Genomic DNA, 16,551 nt, shown 5'->3' with positions numbered 1-16,551 from the left:
TAATTAAAAATAATATTTTCGGTTTTGTTTATGCCGGAATAAGGATTAGAGAATTTGTGCTGATGACCGCGAACACCCCGTGAGAGGGCTTTTCGCGTGATGAATACCGTCCGTCAGACGTAAGGGGAGCCTGCCAATGCCGTCACGATCGCCACTGCGCCTTGATCCACAAGGCTCAGGAAGCTTTTCTGGGCGACAGCGGTGTCCTGCGTTTCCCGGAAAGTCCGGTGCGCGTGCAGGAAGGCGACCGTCCAGGCCGCGAGTAGCAGCGCGGCCGCCAGTTGGGCCTGCACGTCCGGCGACGCCCATCCGGCGCGCTCGGCCAGAGCCTGCGCCACCACGTCGGCCAGTTCGTCCCGAATCGCCCGGGCACGCGCCTTGAGGGTTTCGCTGCCTTCGATCGTCTTTACGAACCCCTGGCTTTGTGCCGAGAAGTCCACGAACGGGCTGCCTTGCGCGACCAGCCGGTGCGCCAGCAGACGCAACGCTTCGACCGGCGATACGCCGTCAGCGCCCCCACGGATCGCCTCGCGCAGCGCGTCACGCCCCTCCTCGTCGCGGTCGAAGAACATGTCCTCCTTGCGCGGGAAGTGATTGAAAACCGTCATGCGGCCCACGTCGGCGGCGGCGGCGATCTGGTCCACCGTCACGTGATCGAACCCATGCTCGTGGAAAAGCCGCGTCGCCGCGTTGGAAATGCCCTGTCGCGTGGCAAGGCGCTTGCGTGACCTCAGTGATTTCAAATCGGTTGGCGTTGACATGTCGTTTCCGATGATCTAGTTTACATATACTCAGTACATTTATATACGAAGTATATGACGAAACACATTGATGTGGTAATTGCGGGTGCCGGGCCGGTCGGTCTGTTGAGCGCCATCGAACTGACGCTCGGCGGTGCACAAGTGGTCGTGCTGGAGCGCCTGGCCTCACCAAGTCAGGCGATGAAGGCGCTCTCCTTCGGGCCACTGGCAGGCGAAGCGCTACTGCGGCGCGGCATGCGCGCTGCCGTGAACGAGGCGCAGGCGCGCGGCGCTGACGCCATGCGCGCGTTCACCGAACAGACGGGGTCGGACCTGCGGGTACGCGCGTCAAAGTTTAATGGCCATTTCGCCGGGCTTTCCCTCATTCGGCGCGACGCTCAGGCCGATGCTGATCGCCGGCCTCGGCATGTCGATCAGCCAAGCCTCGAAGCGATGCTGGCCGAACGGGCGCGGGCGTTGAGTATCGACGTACGTCGCGAGCACGACATCACCGCCGTCGAGGCATCGGACGACAGCGTGCAAGTGCGCTGGACTTCGCCGTCAGGCGACGGTCATCTTCGGGCCGATTACCTCATCGGCTGCGACGGCGGACGCAGCACCGTACGCAAGTTGAGCGGCTTTGCGTTCCCCGGCACCGAGCCGACGCTCACGTTCTACCAAGCCATCGCGGATGTCGACCATCCGGAGCTGCTGGTCCCTGTCGGCTGGAATCGCACGGCGCACGGCGTGTTCTGCTACGGCCCGGTGCCCGGACGCCTCTTCATGCTCGACTTTTCCGGCCCGCCCCCCGACCGTCAGGCGCCAGTGACACGAGAGGAGATCGAGGAAGTCCTGCGCCGCACCAGCGGGAAAGACGTCCGCGTGAGCACGTTGCACAGTGCAAGCCGATGGGCGGACAACACGCGACTCGTCGACACCTACCGGCTGGGGCGCGTGTTTCTCGCCGGCGACGCTGCCCACGTGCACTCCCCCTTCGGTGGGCAGGGTCTGAGTCTGGGCTTGCTCGACGCCGCCAATCTCGGCTGGAAACTTGCCGCCGTCATCCGGGGCGACATGCCGGACAGCCTGCTCTCGACCTACACGGCCGAGCGCCGGCCCGTGGCCGAAGCAGTGCTGGCGAATACGCGTGCGCAGGTGGCGATCCTGCGGCCCGATCCGCAATCGGGGGCGATGCGCGATCTCATCGCCCGGTTGATGGACTTCGACGACGTCAATCGCTTCATCGGCGAGATGATGACCGGTGTGTCGACACGCTACGACCTTGGTGCCACCGAAGCCCACCATCCTGACATCGGTCGACTCGCGGGTGACTGGCAGCTTGCCGATGGCGTCTACCTCTACGACGCCATGCAGGAAGGCAACGGCGTGTTGCTCGACGCGACGCCCTGGCAACGCGCATCGCAGATCGTCGCCGCCGTGACTCCGAGCGTTCGTTGCGTGACGGTGAGCGAAGGGCCGTCGATGCTGTTGCGCCCCGACACCTGCATTGCATGGCGCAATGAAGGCGATCGCGCCGATGATGTCGACGGTCTGAGGGATGCCCTGCGCCAGTGGTTTGCGGCCTGATGAATACTACCGTGGCGACGGCCGACGCCGCGGCGGCGTAACCACGTCATATTCAAACGCCGCAGATTGCGTGTACGCGTAGAGAACGCGGGCAGCACGCTCACCATCGTCCGAATGGACAGGTCAGCCGCCAAGGCATCCGCGGCGGGCCTCCCAGGACGGGAAGCCCGTCGCATGGCCGTGCCGGGCTATCCGAACGCCCCAACGCCGGGGACGTGTGGCAGGAACTTCATCCACTACATGAAGTTTTCCCTTGCGTTTTTGCAAACACTGTACAAAAATACAGCCACCTGTGCTTCCATACAGTGATGCCATGATCAAACTTACCGCCCGTCAACAGCAGGTCTACGAACTGGTTCAGCAAGCGATCGAACGCACCGGCTTTCCGCCGACGCGCGCGGAGATTGCCGCCGAGCTGGGCTTTTCTTCCGCCAACGCTGCGGAGGAGCACCTGCGGGCGCTGGCGCGCAAAGGGGTGATCGAGCTTGCGGCCGGTCAGTCGCGCGGCATTCGCCTCAAGCGTCTTGACGACGCCGGTGGCGCCCACCAGTTCACGTTGCCGCATATGGGCCTGATGCAACTGTCGCTGCCGCTGGTCGGGCGCGTTGCTGCGGGTAGCCCGATTCTGGCGCAGGAACATATCGAACGTAACTTCCAGTGCGACCCGAACATGTTCGCGCGCCAGCCTGACTACCTGTTGAAGGTGCGCGGGATGTCGATGCGCGATGCCGGCATTCTCGACGGCGATCTGCTCGCGGTTCAGAAAGCCGCAGACGCACGTGAAGGCCAGATCGTCGTGGCCCGCATCGGCGACGACGTGACCGTCAAACGTTTTCACCGCGTGAAGGGCGGCGTCGAACTGATTGCCGAAAACCCCGACTTCGAAAACATCAATGTCGACGAAGGCAGTGGTGATTTTGCGTTGGAAGGGATTGCGGTCGGCTTGATCCGCAATAACGATCTCTGACGGTCGTTCAGCGCGAATACCGGGGCGGCCTGACGTAGCAACGTAGCGCGTCGCCCCACTCCCTGAAGTTTTTGCATTTCCGACTGCGCCGGGCTGGGTCCGGCGCCCGTGCCCTGCTGCGCCCGTGATTTGTGATGACGCATTGCGAAGCCTTCTTGCACCGGATTTCGCCGCGCCATCAAAGATTCACCAGACAGCAGAACACGTCCCTCTGACCCGCATTGGAAGAAGGATCGCATCATGGCTCGACTCTTAGGTTTGCTGCGTACGTCGCTTGGTCAACCGCGCGTGCGCGTGTCGTCACAGACGCGACTCTCGGCGGTGTACGGACTGTCGGCGTTGTCCGGCCCGTTCGCATCAGCCCCCGCCATCGCCCGCTCCTACACGGTGCCCGCGCGCACTCGCACCACAACGTTGCCACGCACGATTGCGGCGGCCATGGCGACGGCCACGCGTCGCGCCTGCCCCGCCGGAAAAGCCGGCAAGGCATCGCGTGATCTGCGCGAACCGCAAGCGCGGCGTGACAGCCAGGCGGTAGAGAAAAGTCATGACGTGCGCGTCTATCGCGATATGTCGCACATCGTGATGGTCGGCACGTTCGCAGACATTTGCCGCAAGCTCGATCAGGCCGTCGGCGAACAGTTCTGTCAGGCGGCGGTGTAACCTCAGTCGTGCCACCGACGACCCACGCATCGCCCCTGGTCGCAGAGGTAGCACGCGCGTGTCGGACTTGTTGACGGTATCGCCGATGGAATCGTCGGCTTGCGCTCAAAACCTCGAAACTACCGACGATGCCGGATCGCAGATCCGATACATCGATCGAGGGCGAGCGCGGGCTTATTCGGGCGACTTGCCGAGGTCGCGTAGCGGATTGTCTGCGCCGCACCGTTCGCCGTCGAAGAATCGCCGGACGTCTTCCGGCTTGACCGCTTCGATGCTCGGGTGTTGCCAACGTGGCTTGTGGTCCTTGTCGACCACCATTGCGCGAATGCCCTCTACGCCTTCGGCGCCCATGCGACCGTCGAGGTTGAAGACACTGCGCATCATCAACCACTCTTCGCGCAGTTCGTCCGCCAGCGACAGTTTGCGTGCGCGACGTACCTGTTCCAGCGCCACACACACCATGAGCGGCGAGCGCTTGGTACGCAGCAGGTCTTCCGTCTCCTCCGCCCAACCTGAATACTCGCAACGCGCTTCGAGTTTGAGCGCCTTCAGGATCGAAGGCATGTCGGCCAGCGCGAAGTGCTCGTCGATGACGTCGCGCAACAGTGCCAGCTTGCCTGGCGCGAGCCCTGCCGGGGGAAGACTTTCGCGACAGAAACGCCGCGCGGCGTCGAGCACGGCGTCGCTGTCAGGCCAATCGCTGCTGGCGAGGTGTTCGCACAGTGCCGACAGCGAGGCACGCGGCAGCACCACGTCGGCCAGACCGATTTCGCATGCGTCGACAGCGCCAAACACGACACCCGTTGTCCCGAGGTATTCACCGAGATGACCCGCCAGGTTCGCGAGAAAGAAGCCGCCGCCGACATCGGGGAACAGACCGATAGCCGTCTCCGGCATCGCCATGCGCGTGGCTTCCGTTACGATACGCAGCGCAGCCCCTTGTGAAATTCCCATACCACCGCCCATCACGACACCATCCATCAGCGCGATGTACGGTTTCGGATACGAAGCAATGGTGTAGTTCAGCACGTACTCGTCGGTGAAGAAATCCATGATGTCCGTGCGCCCGGCACCGATCGCCTCATGGAAATAGCGAATGTCTCCACCAGCGCACAGGCCCTTCTCTCCTTCGCCCTGCAACACCACACCCAGCACCGCCGGATCGTCGCGCCATTCGGCAAGCGCCGACGCCATCGCACGAATCATGTCGTGCGAGAGCGCGTTGAGCGCCTTCGGACGTGCCAGCGTGATAAAGCCGATGCGGCCTCGGATTTCGGTTCGAACAAATTCGGTCATGTCTGGTGAACGATTCACAAGCGTCAACGAAATGGATCTGGCATGGCTCCGCCGATCATCCGGCAAAGGCACGTCACGATCCCCAGGGGGATTGACCGCCGGCGCACATGGGACATTGCCCTCAAGCACTCGGCGCGAGCAAAGACACCATCAAAACGACAAACGAGACGGGACACGGCAAACAAAAAAGCCGGCGCAAGGCACCGGCTTTTCTTCCAACAGACTGGCATCGCGGCATATGAACTCACATCCATCGCACCGCGCACACCGTCGCCGGCTTTACTTCTCTTCGCGCGAGGCGCGCTTGCGCTCGTGTTCCTTCAGGTGACGCTTGCGCAGGCGAATCGTCAGCGGCGTGACTTCCACCAGCTCATCGTCGTCGATGAATTCCACGGCGTATTCGAGGTTCAGCGCGATCGGCGGCACCAGACGCACGGCTTCGTCGGTACCCGACGCACGCACGTTCGTGAGCTGCTTACCCTTGATCGGGTTGACCACGAGATCGTTGTCACGGCTGTGGATACCGATGATCATGCCTTCGTACAGCGCGTCGCCCGGCGACACGAACATGCGGCCGCGATCTTGCAGCTTCCACAATGCATAGGCCACGGCAGCGCCGTCGTCCTGCGAAATCAGCACGCCATTGCGACGCTCACCCAGCGAACCATCCTTGAGCGGGGCGTAGGCATCGAAGATGTGGCTCATCAGGCCCGTACCACGGGTCATCGACAGGAAGTCGCCCTGGAAGCCGATCAGACCACGTGCCGGGATGCGGTATTCGAGGCGCGTACGGCCACGGCCGTCCGACACCATGTCCAGCATTTCGCCCTTGCGGCGGCCGATTTCTTCCATGACCGCGCCCTGATGTTCGTCTTCCAGGTCGATGGTCAGCATTTCGTACGGCTCGTGCTTCACACCGTCGATTTCCTTGAGCACCACGCGCGGACGCGACACGGCCAGTTCATAGCCCTCGCGACGCATGTTCTCGATCAGAATCGTCAGGTGCAGTTCGCCACGGCCCGACACTTCGAAGACGGAATCTTCGTCGGTATCTTTCACGCGCAGCGCCACGTTGTGATTCAGTTCCTTGTCCAGACGGTCGCGGATCTGACGGCTCGTCACGAACTTGCCTTCACGGCCGGCGAGCGGCGACGTGTTCACGCAGAAGTTCATCGTGAGCGTCGGTTCGTCGACGGTCAGCAGCGGCAGCGCTTCAGGCGTTTCCACGTCGCAGATCGTCGCGCCGATACCCACGTCTTCGATACCATTGATCAGCACGATGTCGCCGGCTTGTGCGCCTTCTTCCGTCATCACGCGCTCCAGACCCTTGAACGTCAGGACCTGGTTGATCTTGCGCTTGAGAATTTCACCGTCCGGGCCCGAACGCATCACGACTTGCTGGCCCGGCTTGATGCGGCCACGCGTGATACGGCCGATACCGATACGGCCGACGAACGTCGAGTAATCGAGCGAGCTGATCTGCAATTGCAGCGGCGCGTCTGCATCGGCGTCGCGCACCGGCACGTGTTCGAGAATCGCGTCGAACAGCGGCTTCATCGTGCCTTCGCGAACGTTCGAATCAAGGCTCGCGAAACCATTCAGGGCCGAAGCGTAGACGACCGGGAAGTCGAGCTGTTCGTTGGTCGCGCCGAGCTTGTCCATCAGGTCGAACGTCTGATCGATGACCCAGTCCGGACGTGCGCCCGGACGGTCGATCTTGTTGACCACGACGATCGGCTTCAGACCGAGGCCCAGGGCCTTGCGGGTCACGAAGCGCGTTTGCGGCATCGGGCCTTCGACGGCGTCGACGACCAGCAGCACGCTGTCGACCATCGAGAGCACACGCTCCACTTCACCGCCGAAGTCCGCGTGTCCCGGCGTGTCGACGATGTTGATGTGCGTGCCTTCGTATTCGACGGCGCAGTTTTTGGCGAGGATCGTGATGCCGCGCTCTTTTTCAATGTCGTTCGAGTCCATCACGCGTTCAGCGACTTGCTGGTTTTCGCGGAAGGTGCCCGACTGGCGCAGCAACTGGTCGACGAGCGTGGTTTTGCCGTGGTCGACGTGCGCGATGATGGCGATATTACGGAGAGCGCGGGTCATGAAAGAGGTGCTCGAAAAAGCCTTTGGAGAATCCGCGATTCTACCACTTGCATGCGTCTCGCGTCATGGCCTTTCTGCATTGCAACAACGCCGCCCTTCGCTGACTCACGGGCGTCACGAAATTTCCGGGTGACATCCTCCCCTTCCGCGTCCCTCGGATTCCCCCGCAGCGCACCATCCTAGAGCATTTCGTCTAATTTTCATCGCAATATTTGCTTAGTCAACTATTGCATCGACTTGAAATTAATTAAGTACCCGCTATAATCGTGACAAGTCAACTATTGCAGCAGCACGAAAATGTCCGAACCTCCTGTGACTTCCTCCGCGACCGTGCCGACGTCTCAGCCGGAAGCGCCGCAAGCCGATCCCCCACGTGACGGCTACAACATCGACGATTCGCTCGGGTACCTGGTGGCGCGTGTGCGTCAGTTGATCCTGGCGGAATTGACGAAGGAAACGTCGCAGTACGGTCTCACGAGCACGCAGGCCACCATGCTCTACAAGGTGGCGACGGGCAAAAGCAAGACAGCGGCCGATCTGGCGCGTGACTACTGTATAGATGCCAGCGCCGTGACCCGGCTGCTCGACCGGCTCGAAGCCCACGGACTGCTCGTTCGCGAGCGCAGCAAGATGGACCGACGCACCGTGAACCTGAGTGCGACCGAGGCCGGCTATGCCATGGCCGACCGGATGCCGGACATCTTTACGCGCGCTGCCGATCATCTGATGCGTGGTTTCAGCGTGGAAGAAGTGGGATTTCTGAAGAGTCTGCTGCGACGGGTGATTGCCAACGGCGAAGTCGGATGACGTCGGCGAACCGATCCTGAAAACGTCCGGAATCCATTGATTTCCCTTCGAAAAAGCCTGTCGAGTCCACTATTTCAAGGCCTCGCCAGCAGCAGTTTCCCGATTACTGTCAGTACAAGACTTCACTCGTAAAGGTTTTGCGATGAAAGCGGCCTCACCATTCCTCCCGCATCTGCGGGCCCGCTCAGCGATTTCCGCCATTTGTCTGGCGGCTGTGACGCTGGGCTTTGCCGGTTGTGCAAACTTCGCCGGCATCCATAGCGACAAGCAGATCAGCACGCCCGATCAGTATCAGACCCAGCGCAGCCTGCCCTCCGAGGGCGGCCAGTGGCCGGGCACCGACTGGGCCCAGCGTTTCGGTGATCCGCAACTCGTCTCCCTGATCGACGAAGCCCTCGTCGGCAACCCCGATCTCGCCATGGCCGCCGCCCGTCTTAAGGCCGCGCAGGCACAGACCGAAGGCGCAGCCGCTGCGCTGCTGCCGTCGGTCGGCTTCTCGGGCGACGTGTATCGCACGCAATTCACCCAGAACACCATTTACCCGCCGGGTTACGGCGGCACTTGGTTCACGCAGGGCGATCTGACCGCCTCGCTGTCGTGGGAGCTCGATCTCTGGGGCAAGAACCGTTCGGCACGCGCACAGGCCACGTCGGCCGAGCGCGCCGAAGAAGCCGAAGATCAGGAAGTGCGTCTCGCCCTGTCGACGGCCGTGGCCCGCGCGTACAACCAGTTGGCTCAGCAATATGCCCTGCACGACGTGCTCGATCGCATCGGCAAGCAACGCCAGAACCTCGGCAAGCTGACGTCGGATCGCGTGCGCGCCGGGCTCGACACACAAGTCGAGCAGAAGCAGGCCGACAGCAACAGCGCCGACATTCAGACGCAGCTCGCCCAGCTCGACGGCCAGATCCTGCTCACGCGCCATCAACTCGGCGTGCTCCTTGGCAAGGGTCCGGATCGTGGTCTGGAGATTGCACCGCCGAAGCTCGCCCAACTGGCCACGCCTGCCCTGCCCGATAACCTGCCGCTTGCCCTGCTCGGCCGTCGCCCGGACATCGTCTCGGCACGCTGGGGCGTCGAATCGCAGCTTCAGGGCGTGGATGTCGCCAAGGCCCGCTTCTATCCGGACGTGAACCTGAACGCCGCGTTCGGCTTCTCCACCTTCGGGCTGGGCAAGCTGATCGATCCGACCAGCCAGAACATCCAGGCCGGCCCGGTGATCTCGCTGCCGATCTTCGACGGCGGCCGGTTGCGCGCCAACCTGAAGGGTCAGTACGCGGCCTATGAGAGCGCCGTGGCGAACTACGACTCCACGCTGAACAAGGCCCTCGGCGACATCGCCGATCGCATGTCGTCGATTCGTTCGGCCGACAAGCAGATGGTGTCGCAACGCGTGGCGCAAGACGCCGCGCAACGCGCCTACGACCTCGCCATCGATCGCTACAAGGCCGGCCTGACGCCGCAACTGACCGTGCTCACCGCCGAGTCGTCGCTGCTCGCGCAGGAACAGGCGCGCGTGAATATCGACTTCGCCCGCCGCGACCAGCAGATCGGTCTGATCAAGGCGCTGGGCGGCGGCTTCGACGCACAGGCCGCGGGCCTCGTCGTCGGGCAGGAACGCCCGGCAAAGACGGACGGCGAATCCGTCAGCGCACAGTCCCACTGAGGCCCTGAGCGCCACACAAAACAAGACAAACGTCAAAAGCACATTGAGAGATTAGTACGGAGCAAATGATGAGCGAGAACCAACAACAAGCGCCTGCCCAGCCGGCGCAGAACAATGGCAAGCGCCGCCGCATGATGCTGACGCTGACGGCCGTGATCGCAATCGCAGCCATCGGCTACGGCGCTTACTACGGTCTGTACGCGCGCTACTACGAAGACACCGACGACGCCTACGTCGCCGGCAACGTGGTTCAGATCACGCCGCAGGTGGCCGGTACCGTCACCGGCGTGAAGGTCGACGACACGCAGATGGTCAAGGCCGGCCAGCCGCTGGTCACGCTGGACCAGACCGACGCGCGCGTCGCGTTGCTGCAAGCCGAGGCGAACCTCGCGCAGACGGTGCGTCAGGTGCGCACGTACTTCGTGAACAACGATGCCTACGCTGCCACCGTCGCCATGCGCGAGTCGGAACTCACGAAGGCACAGGCCGACGTGAAGCGTCGCGAGATGGCCATCGCCACGGGCGCCGTGTCGCGCGAAGAACTGGCCCACGCCCAGGACGCCGTGAAGACCGCGCAAGCCGCGCTCGAACAGGCCCGCGCCCAGTTGGTGTCGAACAAGGCGCTGACTGACAAGACGTCGGTGACCACGCATCCGAACGTGCAGCAGGCGGCTGCCAAGGTGCGCGCTGCCTATCTCGACTACGCACGCACGTCGATCCCTGCCCCGGTGGACGGCTACGTGGCCAAGCGTTCGGTGCAGGTCGGCCAGCGTGTGGCGACCGGCGCGCCGCTCATGGCGCTGGTGCCGCTCAACGAAGTGTGGGTCGATGCCAACTTCAAGGAAGTGCAGATCGCCCACATGCGCGTCGGTCAGCCGGTGACCCTCACGGCAGACGTGTACGGCTCGGCCGTGGAGTACAAGGGCACGGTCGCAGGCTTCTCCGCAGGCACGGGCAGCGCCTTCTCGCTGCTGCCGGCGCAGAACGCCACGGGCAACTGGATCAAGGTGGTGCAACGTCTGCCGGTGCGTATCGCGCTCGACGCGAAGCAGTTGCAGCAGCATCCGCTGCGTGTCGGTCTGTCGATGCAGGTCAAGGTCAACGTGCGTAACACCGATGGCAAGGAACTGGGCGAAGCGCCCACCCTGCCGGTGTACTCGACCGACGTGTACGACAAGGTCGGTCACGACGCCGACGACATCGTCGCCAGGATCATCACCGAGAACGCCGGTGCAAGCGCCAATGCAGGCGCCAGCGCAGGCGGTGCCAACGACACGCGCAATCAGCCGGCCCGCGCACGTCCCCTGTAAATCGGAGGGGGGTGCCCCCCACCCCCTTTGACATCTCATGGCAACTCAAAACGCTCCTGCCCCGCTCTCGGGAGGGCAACTGGTACTCGGCACCATCGCGTTGTCGCTCGCCACGTTCATGAACGTGCTCGACACATCGATTGCCAACGTATCCATTCCCGCGATCTCCGGCGACCTGGGTGTCTCATCGAGCCAGGGGACGTGGGTGATTACGTCGTTCGCCGTCGCCAACGCCATCTCGGTGCCGCTCACCGGCTGGCTGACGGAGCGCTTCGGCGCAGTGCGACTGTTCATCTCGTCGATCCTGCTGTTCGTGCTGGCCTCGTGGCTGTGCGGCATGGCGCCGACGCTCGAAATCCTGCTCGCGGCGCGCGTGCTGCAAGGCGCCGTGGCCGGGCCGATGATCCCGCTCTCGCAATCGCTGCTGCTCTCGAGCTACCCACCCGCCAAGAGTTCGATGGCCCTTGCCTTATGGGGGATGACGACGCTCGTCGCCCCGGTGATGGGCCCGATTCTCGGCGGATGGATCTCGGACAACTACCACTGGCCGTGGATCTTCTACATCAACATCCCGGTCGGCATCGGCGCCGCTTACGTCACCTGGCTGATCTACGCCAAGCGTGAAACGCCAACGCAGCGCAAGCCGATCGACACCGTCGGTCTGGCTTTGCTCGTGCTGTGGGTCGGTTCGTTGCAGGTGATGCTCGACAAGGGCAAGGAACTCGACTGGTTCAACTCATCGACCATCGTCGTGCTGGCGCTCGTGGCACTCGTGTCGTTCTGCTTCTTCGTCATATGGGAGATCACCGAGAAGCACCCGGTGGTCGACCTGACACTGTTCAAGCGGATCAACTTCACCGGCGGCGTGATCGCCATTTCCGTGGGGTACGGGCTGTTCTTCGGCAACCTCGTGATCCTGCCGCAGTGGCTTCAGATCTATCTCGGCTACACGGCAACGGAAGCCGGTCTGGTGATGGCGCCTGTGGGGCTGTTCGCGATCATCCTGTCGCCGATCATCGGCAAGTTCCTGCCCAAGCTCGACGCGCGCTGGGTCGTGACCGTCTCGTTCCTGCTGTTCGCCCTCGTGTTCCTGCTGCGCTCGCACTTCAACACGCTGGTCGACACGCGCACGCTGATGATTCCGACCTTCCTGCAAGGGGTGCCGATGTCGATGTTCTTCATCCCGCTCACGGCCATCATCCTGTCAGGCCTGCCGGGGCATCGCATTCCGGCCGCAGCGGGTCTGTCGAACTTCGTGCGGATTACCTGCGGTGCCGTGGGGACGTCGATCGCCACGACCGTGTGGGATAACCGTATCTCGCTGCACCATGCGCAGCTCACGGAAAACCTGACGCCCTACGACGCCACGTTCAACGGTTCGGTGCAGTCGCTCAATCAGCTCGGCATGTCGACACCGCAGGCGCACGGCTACATCGACCGGCTGGTGACGCAACAATCGGCCATGCTCGGCGCGAACGACATCTTCTGGATCTCGGCGGTGCTGTTCGTGCTGATGATCGCGATGGTGTGGATTACGCGCCCGATCCGTGGCGGAGGTGGCGGCGACGCTGCCGCGGGCGCCCACTGACGCAACAGGCTTCCCCCCGAGTGCCCGGCCCTGCTCTGTACTACCGGGCACTTCTTGAACCCCGCTGAAGTTAGCGGGGTTTTTTTCATCCGACGAGATAACGCAGCGCGGCGGTCGCCGTAATGCTGATGACGACGGTCGGAAGCAGCGAACAGCGCAGTGCGACGAGCAACGTCACCGCAAGCGCAATGAGATCGGCAGGCCGATCCGCCACGAACGACGGCGCGATCACCGAGATCAGGACGCATCCCGGCAGGCTCTCCATGACGGAACGCATGCGCGGACTCAGCACACGATCGCGCAACAAGAGAAAGCCCACGACGCGTGTGGCATAGGTGGTGGCCGCCATGAGCGCGACCGTCGCCACAGGCAGCAGCGTGGCGGCATTGAGCGAATCGAGCACGTCAAACATTGCGTGGCTCCATCAGCACGGCGGCCAGCAGTCCCGCCACCGCGCCCGCCGCGACATACCACGAGCCCGGCACGTAAAGGTACGTGAGCGCTGCGGCAACGAGACTCACCAGCCACGGCAAGCTCTTACGCATGCCGCGCCACATCCCCCGCAGCAACACGAGAAAGACGGCGGTGAACGCCATATCGAAACCGTACTGTTCAATGTCGCCGAGCACGGGCCCCAGTACCGCACCGAGGGCCGTGAAGGCGATCCACGCGAGCCACAGGTTCACGCCGACAGCGAGGTAATACGGCAGGCTGATGCGGTCCGCCTTACGCGCCTGGGTATCGGCCAACGCCATCGCCCAGGCTTCGTCGCACATCAGGAACAGCGACGGCAATGCGCGACGCAATGGCACATGACGCAGCAACGGCGCAAACGCCGCGCCCATCAGGACGTGACGCGAATTGACGAGGCACGACATGGCCACGATCAGCGCGAGATGCGGCGGCGAAGACCAGAGGTGAACGGCGGTGAATTCCGATCCTCCGGCAAAGTTCATACCGGTCATGAGCGGCACCAGCCACGCGGGCATGCCCTTCTGGGTGGCCTGCGCGCCAAGCACCATGGCGAAGGGGACGAAACCGAGCATGACGGGCAACGACGCGCGCATGCCGCGCGCCACTTCGAGTTTGACATCGGACTGCTGTGACGACGCAGCCGAAGAAGACAATCCAGACACAACCACTCCTGCAATAACCACTGGATGCGCAGGATAGCGGACGTCGCTCGTTGATGTCTTGTATGTCCTTGCGATTTTGCGTGACGACGAACACCATCACCGTCTCCATCTCCGCCTCCACCTCCACCTCCATCACTCAGGTGCAGTTTCACGCGCATCGATCCGGATGCTTTGCAGATCGTCGTCGGTTACCGCCGCATCGTCCGATGCCTCATCCGATGCCTTCGGGGCAGACGGCTTGACGAGCGACTCCGAGCCTGCGGCAGCGAGTTTGGTCGCACCGCCCGCCTTTTCCAGCCACAGATAAAAGTCGAGCAGACCGTCGGGCAACGACGTCGTATCGTCGCTGAACGGCAAACGGGCGATCAGCCCGACGAACAGCGCCGCCGATGCCTGCCGCACCCGCACGGCGAAGGCCTTTTGCCATGCCGGATCGCCGTGCGATACGAGTGTCTTGCGTAATTCGTTGCGCATGCGCGTGATCAGGCGGCCGGGCAGCGAGCGCGAGGGTGAAGCCCCTTCCGCCCCTTCCGCCCCGTCTGCCTCGTCTGCCCCTTCTGCCCCTTCTGCCCCTTCTGCCTTTTCCACCCGCTCCCCCGACGTTGCGGAGCCGAGTACGTCGAGCAGTTTTGCGAATCCGCCCTGCCTGTCGATCCACGCCACCAGATTCGCAAGGCTGTCCCCCTGGAACGGCAAGCTTCCCGGTCGACGGAACTCGACACTCCAGCACACGAGATCACTCAGCGCCAGCGCCGCAAAGTATGGCGACAGCAACATCCCCGGCGTGAATACGGCGCTACCGATTCGCAGCACCTTGCACTGCACGGCACGCGCGACTCTGCGCTGCGTGGGCTGCACTCGTTCGCACACCATCTCGCCGGAAAGCCGGGCGAAGACGTCCGGCATGAAGTACGGAGACGCCACGCTCACGAGTTGGCACACCAGGCTCGCGACATGGGTCGTCAGCACGACGCTGCTGAGCAGGCAGGAATAGTTCGACGTGGAATTGGCGGTGTTGGCGGCGTCCGGGGTGGGATCGATAACGATTGCAACGTGTTCTTCGTTACCCTCGTTCGCCGCGATGACCTCGCCGCGACCGCTTTCACCGTGCGCCTCACGAAGCTGCCACGCTCTGAGCAACGCGTCCGTTTCTGCTTCAATGCGCGCTACGTCCTCGAACCCTTCAGCCACCGATTGACTTTCGGGAACCGGGTTCAGGGGATCATCCGATAATTCGATCGGTCGGAAATCACTCGACTCAGGCAATTCGGATGCATGAGACGAAGTCGCCATGCTGCGCGCTTGCGGGATGTCTCCCGGCACATTGCAGGTGTCCGCCTCGATAGGGATAGCGTGAAACGGTGCGCATTGCGGCCCGCCGATGCCTGAGATCATCGCTGCATGTCCTCGTCTTGCCCCGTGCTTGTGCGTGCCCCGTCAGCGTCTCGTCGACTTCCCGCGCGTTGGCTGACTGTCTGCGCTTGCGACTGATCGCGCCTGATTGCAACTGATTGCGACGGTGTGACGGCGTGACGGCGTGACGGCAGCGCCTCGACCGACGCCCCACCGCCCGACGCGAGCACTGTGCACCGCCCTATGCCCGAACGCTTGCGTAATTCGCTTTCCAGCACCGCCTCCGCTGCCATGCCCATGCATGAGGCGGATCCGCGCCGTTTTCCATGCGAGGGCAGATGTCACGCAATCGCAGTATCATTGCGCATCCCCCGGCCCGATGCCCCCACGGCAATATGCCGCGTGCGCTGCCTCTGCCGCCGAACGGCCGGGAAAGTACTATCCGTCAGCAAAAACAAACATCATGACTACCCCGCAGAACCCGATCGAACGCTCCGAAGTCACCTTCCGCTTTCTGGCAGAGCCTGCCGCCGTCAACTTCGGCGGCAAAGTGCACGGGGGCTCGCTGATGAAATGGATCGACGAGGTGGCGTACGCTTGCGCCGCCACGTGGTCGGGCCGCTATTGCGTGACGGTCAGCGTCGGCAACATTCGCTTCCGCCGCCCGATTCTCGTCGGCAATCTGGTGGAACTGCGCGCACGCATCGTGGCCACGGGCCGCACGAGCATGCACATCCACGTGTCGGTCCACGCCGGCGATCCGAAGTGGGGCGAATTGCGCCAGACGACCGATTGCCTGATGGTGTTCGTCGCCGTCGACGAGAGCAATCACCCGGTGGGCGTGCCGTCGTTCGAGCCGAAAACCGACGAGCAGAAGGCATTGGCCAAGTACGCCATGGACGTGAAGGCAGCGCTCGACGCCATCGTCGAACTCAAGCCGGAAAACGTCACGAACTGACGGGGTCGGGTGGACGGCCCGCGCCGTCTGCCTTTACCGGTATGGGTGCCGAATCGAGACTTCCGGAGAGACTGCCTTCAGCGCGCATGGCAACTCCCGGACGTCTCATCATCCCCTCGAATAGATTGCAGATTTGTCGTTTCGGAGGAAAGCCGCCGATGCCACGCGGAACGGTCAAGCATTACTTCCCGGACAAAGGATACGGATTCATCACCCCGGATGACGGTAGCGAAGTCGTTTTCGTCCACGAGACCGAAATATGCGTGCCCGGCACGCCCGAGCTTCGCACCGGCCAGATCGTCGAGTACGAGACCACGCGCGCAGACGCCTATTTGCTGGCAGTCAACGTGCGGGAAGTGGTGGCCTGACGTTTTGCG

15 protein-coding genes are annotated in these 16,551 nt (G+C 63.0%); 9 read left to right on the top strand and 6 right to left on the bottom strand.

Going from position 1 to position 16,551, the window contains the following annotated elements:
- Positions 1-113 precede the first annotated feature (113 nt).
- Positions 114-761 carry a TetR/AcrR family transcriptional regulator gene (locus tag PCA20602_RS22155; RefSeq protein WP_150723045.1) on the bottom strand — a complete coding sequence of 216 codons (648 nt, stop codon included), beginning with the start codon at positions 759-761 and terminating at the stop codon, positions 114-116.
- Positions 762-815: 54 nt separating this feature from the next.
- On the opposite strand from PCA20602_RS22155, the gene PCA20602_RS22150 reads away from it, so the two are divergent.
- From PCA20602_RS22150 to PCA20602_RS22140, 3 genes are all read left to right on the top strand, one after another.
- Positions 816-2,327, top strand: coding sequence for an FAD-dependent monooxygenase (locus PCA20602_RS22150; protein ID WP_150723044.1), 1,512 nt, complete (start codon positions 816-818; stop codon positions 2,325-2,327).
- Positions 2,328-2,640: 313 nt separating this feature from the next.
- Positions 2,641-3,294 carry a transcriptional repressor LexA gene (lexA, locus tag PCA20602_RS22145; RefSeq protein ID WP_150723043.1) on the top strand — a complete coding sequence of 218 codons (654 nt, stop codon included), beginning with the start codon at positions 2,641-2,643 and terminating at the stop codon, positions 3,292-3,294.
- 240 nt (positions 3,295-3,534) lie between these two features.
- A complete protein-coding gene (locus PCA20602_RS22140) occupies positions 3,535-3,957 on the top strand; it encodes a hypothetical protein (RefSeq protein WP_150723042.1) in 423 nt (140 codons plus the stop codon).
- 174 nt (positions 3,958-4,131) lie between these two features.
- Here PCA20602_RS22140 and PCA20602_RS22135 read toward each other — a convergent pair whose 3' ends face one another.
- The gene (locus PCA20602_RS22135; protein ID WP_150723041.1) at positions 4,132-5,253 is read right to left on the bottom strand and encodes an enoyl-CoA hydratase/isomerase family protein; all 1,122 of its coding nucleotides are present in this window, start codon (positions 5,251-5,253) and stop codon (positions 4,132-4,134) included.
- 279 nt (positions 5,254-5,532) lie between these two features.
- Complete coding sequence (gene typA / locus PCA20602_RS22130; protein ID WP_150723040.1) at positions 5,533-7,356, bottom strand: translational GTPase TypA; 1,824 nt, start codon at positions 7,354-7,356, stop codon at positions 5,533-5,535.
- A gap of 297 nt (positions 7,357-7,653) precedes the next feature.
- Between typA and PCA20602_RS22125 the strand changes: the two genes are divergently transcribed.
- The 4 genes from PCA20602_RS22125 (at position 7,654) to PCA20602_RS22110 (ending at position 12,727) form a co-directional block, all read left to right on the top strand.
- Positions 7,654-8,163 (top strand): MarR family winged helix-turn-helix transcriptional regulator, encoded by a 510-nt coding sequence (locus PCA20602_RS22125; RefSeq protein ID WP_083254314.1) that lies wholly within the window; start codon positions 7,654-7,656, stop codon positions 8,161-8,163.
- A gap of 142 nt (positions 8,164-8,305) precedes the next feature.
- The gene (locus PCA20602_RS22120) at positions 8,306-9,829 is read left to right on the top strand and encodes an efflux transporter outer membrane subunit (protein WP_150723039.1); all 1,524 of its coding nucleotides are present in this window, start codon (positions 8,306-8,308) and stop codon (positions 9,827-9,829) included.
- A 68-nt stretch (positions 9,830-9,897) separates the two neighbouring features.
- Positions 9,898-11,139: an HlyD/EmrA/EmrK family protein gene (locus tag PCA20602_RS22115; RefSeq protein ID WP_150723038.1), complete on the top strand. Its 1,242-nt coding sequence runs from the start codon at positions 9,898-9,900 to the stop codon at positions 11,137-11,139.
- Positions 11,140-11,176: 37 nt separating this feature from the next.
- A complete protein-coding gene (locus PCA20602_RS22110) occupies positions 11,177-12,727 on the top strand; it encodes a DHA2 family efflux MFS transporter permease subunit (protein ID WP_150723037.1) in 1,551 nt (516 codons plus the stop codon).
- 85 nt (positions 12,728-12,812) lie between these two features.
- Here PCA20602_RS22110 and PCA20602_RS22105 read toward each other — a convergent pair whose 3' ends face one another.
- From PCA20602_RS22105 to PCA20602_RS22095, 3 genes are all read right to left on the bottom strand, one after another.
- On the bottom strand, positions 12,813-13,139 hold the full coding sequence (locus PCA20602_RS22105; protein ID WP_150723036.1) for an AzlD family protein: 327 nt from the start codon (positions 13,137-13,139) through the stop codon (positions 12,813-12,815).
- Positions 13,132-13,863 (bottom strand): AzlC family ABC transporter permease, encoded by a 732-nt coding sequence (locus PCA20602_RS22100; protein WP_425495702.1) that lies wholly within the window; start codon positions 13,861-13,863, stop codon positions 13,132-13,134. The genes PCA20602_RS22105 and PCA20602_RS22100 overlap by 8 nt, the downstream gene beginning before the upstream one ends.
- Before the next feature lie 132 nt (positions 13,864-13,995).
- On the bottom strand, positions 13,996-15,054 hold the full coding sequence (locus tag PCA20602_RS22095) for a hypothetical protein (protein ID WP_150723035.1): 1,059 nt from the start codon (positions 15,052-15,054) through the stop codon (positions 13,996-13,998).
- Positions 15,055-15,679: 625 nt separating this feature from the next.
- Between PCA20602_RS22095 and PCA20602_RS22090 the strand changes: the two genes are divergently transcribed.
- Positions 15,680-16,174, top strand: coding sequence for an acyl-CoA thioesterase (locus PCA20602_RS22090; RefSeq protein WP_150723034.1), 495 nt, complete (start codon positions 15,680-15,682; stop codon positions 16,172-16,174).
- 158 nt (positions 16,175-16,332) lie between these two features.
- The gene (locus tag PCA20602_RS22085) at positions 16,333-16,542 is read left to right on the top strand and encodes a cold-shock protein (RefSeq protein WP_150723033.1); all 210 of its coding nucleotides are present in this window, start codon (positions 16,333-16,335) and stop codon (positions 16,540-16,542) included.
- Positions 16,543-16,551 lie beyond the last annotated feature (9 nt).

The organism is Pandoraea capi, assembly GCF_902459735.1.
Classification (GTDB): Bacteria; Pseudomonadota; Gammaproteobacteria; order Burkholderiales; family Burkholderiaceae; genus Pandoraea; species Pandoraea capi.
Note: the sequence above shows the minus strand (reverse complement) of the source record. Positions and strands in the feature narration are given on the sequence as shown.